Genomic DNA, 5,306 nt, shown 5'->3' with positions numbered 1-5,306 from the left:
GCCATCACCACACCCCGGACTAACCGGCGCCCAAGGCATTGGCGGCTTCGGTCAACGCGTACGAACCCGCGCTGGCCCGCAACGTGTTGACGCACATCGCCAGAATCTCCTCGGCCCGCGAGCTGATCAGCTGATACTGCTGGCCGTAGGCGGCGAACTGAGCCGCGGTCAGCACCGACACCGCGTCGGCGGCGGCCGGAACCACCCCGGTGGTCGGACCCGCAGCGGCCCTGTTCTGGGTGACCACCACCGAACCGGCCCCCGCCAAGTGGCCCGCGGCCGCCTCCAGCACCTCCGGTTGCGCAGTTACAAAGGACACGACACTCCACTCCTTATCTCGTCGGAACGGACCGCTCCGCGGGATGCGGTCCGCGTCGCGCCGATCGACCGCGACGGGGGGACTAGCTGCTAATGACAATCATTTGCATCTATTGGTATCACGATCGGCAGCTAGGCTCAAGTGGCTGACGCGAACCGCCCATCCCCCACCGGCCGTCAAGGAGCCCACCCACCGGCGCGACACCCGGCGGACTGTCGTCCCCACCTGCCAGATTCGACGCCGCCAGCCGGCCGCAACCCGGCTCACACCAACACCGCCCATCAAGCGCATGGCCGCATGCAAAATCGCGGTTAGGATGGCTCGATCCGATGTGCCGTGTCGATCGTGGTGCGGCGGGGACAGAGGATACGAGAATGCGACTTCGCAGGCCATGGGCGCGCTGACCCTCATCCTGGCCTTGTTCATTGGCATCGTGCTCGGCATGGTCGGCAGTGGTGGATCGATCATGGCGGTGCCGATGCTGGCCTACGTTGCCGGTATGGACCCCAAACAGGCGATCGCCGTGGCCCACCTCCTCGTCGCCGTGACCAGCGCGGTCACCGCCGTCCCACACGCACGGGCCGGTCACATCCAATGGCGAACGGGGATGCTGCTCGGTGGGGCCGGATCCGTCGGTGCCTACATCGGCGGTCTGCTGGCCAGATTTGTCAGCGGCACGGCCCTGTTCGTCGGGTTCGCCACGGTCGTGACTCTCACCGGCTTCGCGATGCTGCGCCGAGGTGACGGGGCCACCACCGAAGACGGCCGCCAGCCGCTCGCCGGGGTCGTTGTCCTTCTCGGAGGGCTCGCGATCGGCCTGGTGTCCGGTCTGGTGGGGGCCGGTGGCGGTGTGTTCGTGGTGCCCTTCCTCCTCATTGCCGGATCGCTTTCCATGTCTTTCGCGGTCGGAACCTCACTCGTCGTCACCAGCCTGAACTCGTTCGCCGGGCTGGGTGGCTATCTAACCCACGTCCATGTCGATTTCAAAGTGGCCGCGGTCATCACCGTAATCACAGTGATCGGAGGACAGATCGGCGCACGCCAACACGCGAGAGTTGCTCCCATGACGCTACGCAGGGCCTTCGGCCTGTTCGCGCTGGGCATATCGTCCATCACGTTTGGCCGGGAGCTCGGCACCGCCACGGGCGTCGCCGTGGCCGTCCTGACCACACTTTTCGTCGCGATCATGTTGGTGCGCAAGCGCTTACGCGGCCACCACGGCGGGACGCCAATGACTACCACGCCCGGACGAATGCCACGCCGGTGGCCATGACGGATCCCGACGCCCGGCGCCGGGTGCCATCAGCTCAACGCGACGAGTTCGGTTCGCCGGTGGCGGCGCGCGGTGTAGGACGGCGGCGCCGGGCCTGGCCGGTGGGGACACTTTGACGACTTGGCATTGCGGCGAGACGACGTGACCAAACGCACACAACGGAGTATTGTGGCGTCACAACGTCAACGCCGCTACCGGCCTCCTCTGGCGCAGTGGACGATCGAGGCATATGCGGTCGAACCACACGAAGCCACGTCGCCCAACGGCGCACCCAGCGCTGGCCAACCAGCTCTCGACATCGTCAGCCTGGCCCTCGGGTGGCGACAGGCGGTCGAGGCCCGTGTGACTTCGAGGGCATCACCGGTGCCGCCGGTGCAGCAAAGCCATTGTTATTAAGGAGGATTCTCATATGACCACTTCCCGTCCAGCCAAGACGCGCAGCGAGGCCCAGTGGGCGCTCGGTGAGCGTGAGCCGCTCAACGACACCGAGAAGATCAAGCACGACGACGCGCCGCTCAACGTGCGCGACCGCATCTTGAACACCTATTCCAAGCAGGGTTTCGACAGCATCGACAAGTCCGATCTGCGTGGCCGGTTCCGCTGGATGGGGTTCTACACCCAGCGTGCGCAAGGCTATGACGGCACCTGGACCGGCGACGAGAACATCGACACCATCGAAGCCCCTTACTTCATGATGCGGGTCCGCTCGGATGGCAAGCCGCTGTCGGTGGCCGCGCTGCGCACACTGGGCGAGATTTCGACCGAGTTCGGCCGCGACACCGCCGATATCGGGGACCGGGAAAACGTCCAGATCCACTGGATCGAGGTCGAAAACATTCCCGAGATCTGGCGACGGCTGGACACGGTCGGCCTGCAGACCACCGAAGCCTGCGGCGACTGCCCCCGTGGCTTCCACGGTTCGCCGCTGGCCGGTGAATCCCTGGACGAGGTGCTCGATCCCTCGCCGGCGATCGACGAGATCCTGCGGCGCGCTATTGGCAATCCCGACTACGCGAACCTGCCGCGCAAGTACAAGACCGCGATCTCGGGGCTGCAGGACGTCTCCCACGAGACCCACGACGTCGCGTTCATCGGCGTCAACCACCCCACCCACGGCCCGGGTATGGACCTGTGGGTTGGTGGGGGTTTGTCCACCAACCCGATGCTGGCGCAGCGGCTCGGGGCGTGGGTGCCGCTGGAGGAAGTGCCCGATGTGTGGGAGGCGGTCACGCAGGTCTTCCGCGACTACGGTTATCGGCGGTTGCGGTCCAAGGCCCGGTTGAAGTTCCTGATCAAAGACTGGGGTGTGGAGAAGTTCCGCGAAGTACTCGAAACCGAGTACCTCAAGCGCAAGCTCATCGACGGCCCGGCGCCGGAATTGCCGGCTCACCCGATCGACCATGTCGGGGTGCAGCGGCAGAAGAACGGCCGCAACGCGGTCGGCGTGGCCGCCATCGCCGGGCGGGTCTCGGGCACCATGTTGAGCAAGGTCGCCGACCTGATGGAGCAGGCCGGTTCGGACCGGGCGCGGTTCAGCGCCTTTCAGAAAATGATCATCCTCGACGTGCCCGACGACAAGGTCGACGAGCTGGTGGCCGGCCTCGACGCCCTCGGCCTGCCGTCGCGGCCGTCGCACTGGCGCAAGAACCTGATGGCCTGCACCGGTATCGAGTTCTGCAAGCTGTCGTTCGTGGAGACCCGGGTGCGTGCCCAAACCCTGGTTCCGGAACTGGAGAAACGGCTCGAGGACATCAACGCTGCGCTCGACGTGCCGATCACGGTGCACATCAACGGGTGCCCCAACTCGTGCGCCCGAATTCAGGTGGCCGACATCGGGTTCAAGGGTCAGATGGTCGACGACGGCCACGGCGGTTCAGTCGAGGGCTTCCAGGTGCACCTGGGCGGCGGCCTCGGCCAAGACGCCGGGTTCGGCCGAAAGCTGCGCCAGCACAAGATCACCAGCGACGAACTCGGCGATTACATCGACCGGGTGGCACGCAACTTCGTCAAACATCGCGCAGACGGCGAACGTTTCGCGGAGTGGGCGATACGAGCCGACGAAGCAGAACTTCGGTGAACGAAGGGGACGGGAAGTTGAGCGAAGTGGAATTGCGCGAGCTGGCTGCGCGCGGCGCGGAAGAGTTGGACGGCGCCGACGCCACCGACCTGTTCCGCTGGACCGATGAGCATTTCGGCGGCGGCGAGGGATCTCCCGGAAGAACCACGTGCAACTGGGTGGTGGCCTCGAGTATGGAAGACGCCGTGCTCATCGACCTGGCGTCGAAGGTGCATCCGGGCGTGCCGGTGCTCTTTCTGGACACCGGCTACCACTTCGCAGAAACCATCGGCACCCGCGACGCAGTCGCGGCCGCCTACGACATCCAGCTGCTCAACGTCACTCCCGAGCACACGGTGGCCGAGCAGGACACGATGCTAGGCAAGGATCTGTTCGCCAGCAATCCCGCCGAGTGCTGCCGGCTGCGTAAGGTGGTTCCGCTGGCCAACACGCTGCGCGACTACTCGGCGTGGGTGACTGGCCTGCGCCGGGTTGATTCGCCCACCCGCGCCAACGCCCCGCTGATCAGCTTCGACGAACAGTTCGGCCTGGTCAAGGTCAACCCACTGGCCGCCTGGTCCGACCAGGACATGCAGGACTACATCGCCGAGCACAACGTGCTTGTCAATCCGCTTGTGCAGGAGGGCTACCCGTCGATCGGCTGCGCCCCGTGCACAGCCAAGCCCGCGGAGGGCGCCGACCGCCGCAGCGGACGCTGGCAGGGACAGTCCAAGACCGAATGCGGGTTGCACGCCCAGTGAGCACGCTTGTGCTGACCGCACACGGCAGCAAAGACCCGCGATCGGCCGCCAATGCTCACGCCGTGGCACGCACCGTTACGCGTATGCGCCCAGGCCTCGATGTGCGGGTCGCGTTCTTGGAGCAGTGTTCGCCGAGCCTGGCCGCTGTGCTCACCGGGTTGCCGGAGGGCCGCGAGGCGGTCGTGTCGCCGCTGCTGCTGGCGAGCGCCTACCACGCCGGCATCGACATCCCCGAGCAGATCGCGGGCTGTGGTGGTCGGTTTCGGCAGGCTGACGCGCTCGGTGAGGACAGTCGGCTGGTTGCGGTGCTGCACCAGCGGCTAACCGAGCGAGGAGTCCATCGGCTGGACAGCGACCTCGGCGTGTTGGTGGTGGCGGTCGGTTCGTCGAATGCCGCGGCGAACGCGCGCACCGCCCAGGTCGCTGCCAAGCTGGCCGCCGGCAGCCGGTGGGCCGCGGTCACGACCGCCTTCGCCACCGGGCCTGAGCCGTCGGTGGCGGAGGCCGCCAGCCAGTTGCGACGCCTCGGCGCCCGCCGTCTGGCGATCGCACCATGGTTCCTGGCGCCCGGACTGTTGACCGACAGGGTACGCGAATACGCTGCGCAGGAAGGGATTCCGACGGCAGCGCCGTTGGGGGCGCATCCGCTGGTGGCCGAGACCGTCCTCGATCGCTATGACCAGGCGGTGGATAGCCAGGCCGCAGCCTAACACCCGCCCCCGCGCCCGCCAGCTGTGCCATCGTGACCGCCAACGACGGCGCCTCGTCGGTCGCGCATCACACCGGCTGGCACGGATCTCGAGTTTCGCAGTTTGATCAGTGTGACGGGCGTGATTGCTGAGGCGATTGTGACCTGATCGGCGTGTCGGCGTGATCCGCCCGTGATGATGACGAAGC

General features: G+C 66.5%; 5 protein-coding genes. 4 read left to right on the top strand and 1 reads right to left on the bottom strand.

The window, feature by feature from the left end; translation table 11 throughout:
- Positions 1-19: 19 nt before the first annotated feature.
- Complete coding sequence (locus AC2VOU_RS05415; protein ID WP_486956440.1) at positions 20-319, bottom strand: PE family protein; 300 nt, start codon at positions 317-319, stop codon at positions 20-22.
- A gap of 391 nt (positions 320-710) precedes the next feature.
- On the opposite strand from AC2VOU_RS05415, the gene AC2VOU_RS05410 reads away from it, so the two are divergent.
- From AC2VOU_RS05410 to AC2VOU_RS05395, 4 genes are all read left to right on the top strand, one after another.
- On the top strand, positions 711-1,592 hold the full coding sequence (locus tag AC2VOU_RS05410) for a sulfite exporter TauE/SafE family protein (protein ID WP_486956439.1): 882 nt from the start codon (positions 711-713) through the stop codon (positions 1,590-1,592).
- A 409-nt stretch (positions 1,593-2,001) separates the two neighbouring features.
- On the top strand, positions 2,002-3,669 hold the full coding sequence (locus AC2VOU_RS05405; protein WP_486956438.1) for a nitrite/sulfite reductase: 1,668 nt from the start codon (positions 2,002-2,004) through the stop codon (positions 3,667-3,669).
- Positions 3,666-4,409, top strand: coding sequence for a phosphoadenylyl-sulfate reductase (locus AC2VOU_RS05400; protein WP_486956437.1), 744 nt, complete (start codon positions 3,666-3,668; stop codon positions 4,407-4,409). Before AC2VOU_RS05405 ends, AC2VOU_RS05400 begins: the two co-directional genes overlap by 4 nt.
- Positions 4,406-5,119 carry a sirohydrochlorin chelatase gene (locus AC2VOU_RS05395; protein ID WP_486956436.1) on the top strand — a complete coding sequence of 238 codons (714 nt, stop codon included), beginning with the start codon at positions 4,406-4,408 and terminating at the stop codon, positions 5,117-5,119. The genes AC2VOU_RS05400 and AC2VOU_RS05395 overlap by 4 nt, the downstream gene beginning before the upstream one ends.
- Positions 5,120-5,306: the final 187 nt, after the last annotated feature.

This window comes from Mycobacterium sp. TH-M25 (assembly GCF_057473665.1).
This window is presented reverse-complemented; position numbering and strand designations above follow the sequence as displayed.

Excerpts from the sequence above, each read along its gene's own strand:
- AC2VOU_RS05405 (WP_486956438.1), top strand. The coding sequence starts at position 2,002 with ATGACCACTTCCCGTCCAGCCAAGACGCGCAGCGAGGCCCAGTGGGCG.
- AC2VOU_RS05410 (WP_486956439.1), top strand. The coding sequence starts at position 711 with ATGGGCGCGCTGACCCTCATCCTGGCCTTGTTCATTGGCATCGTGCTC.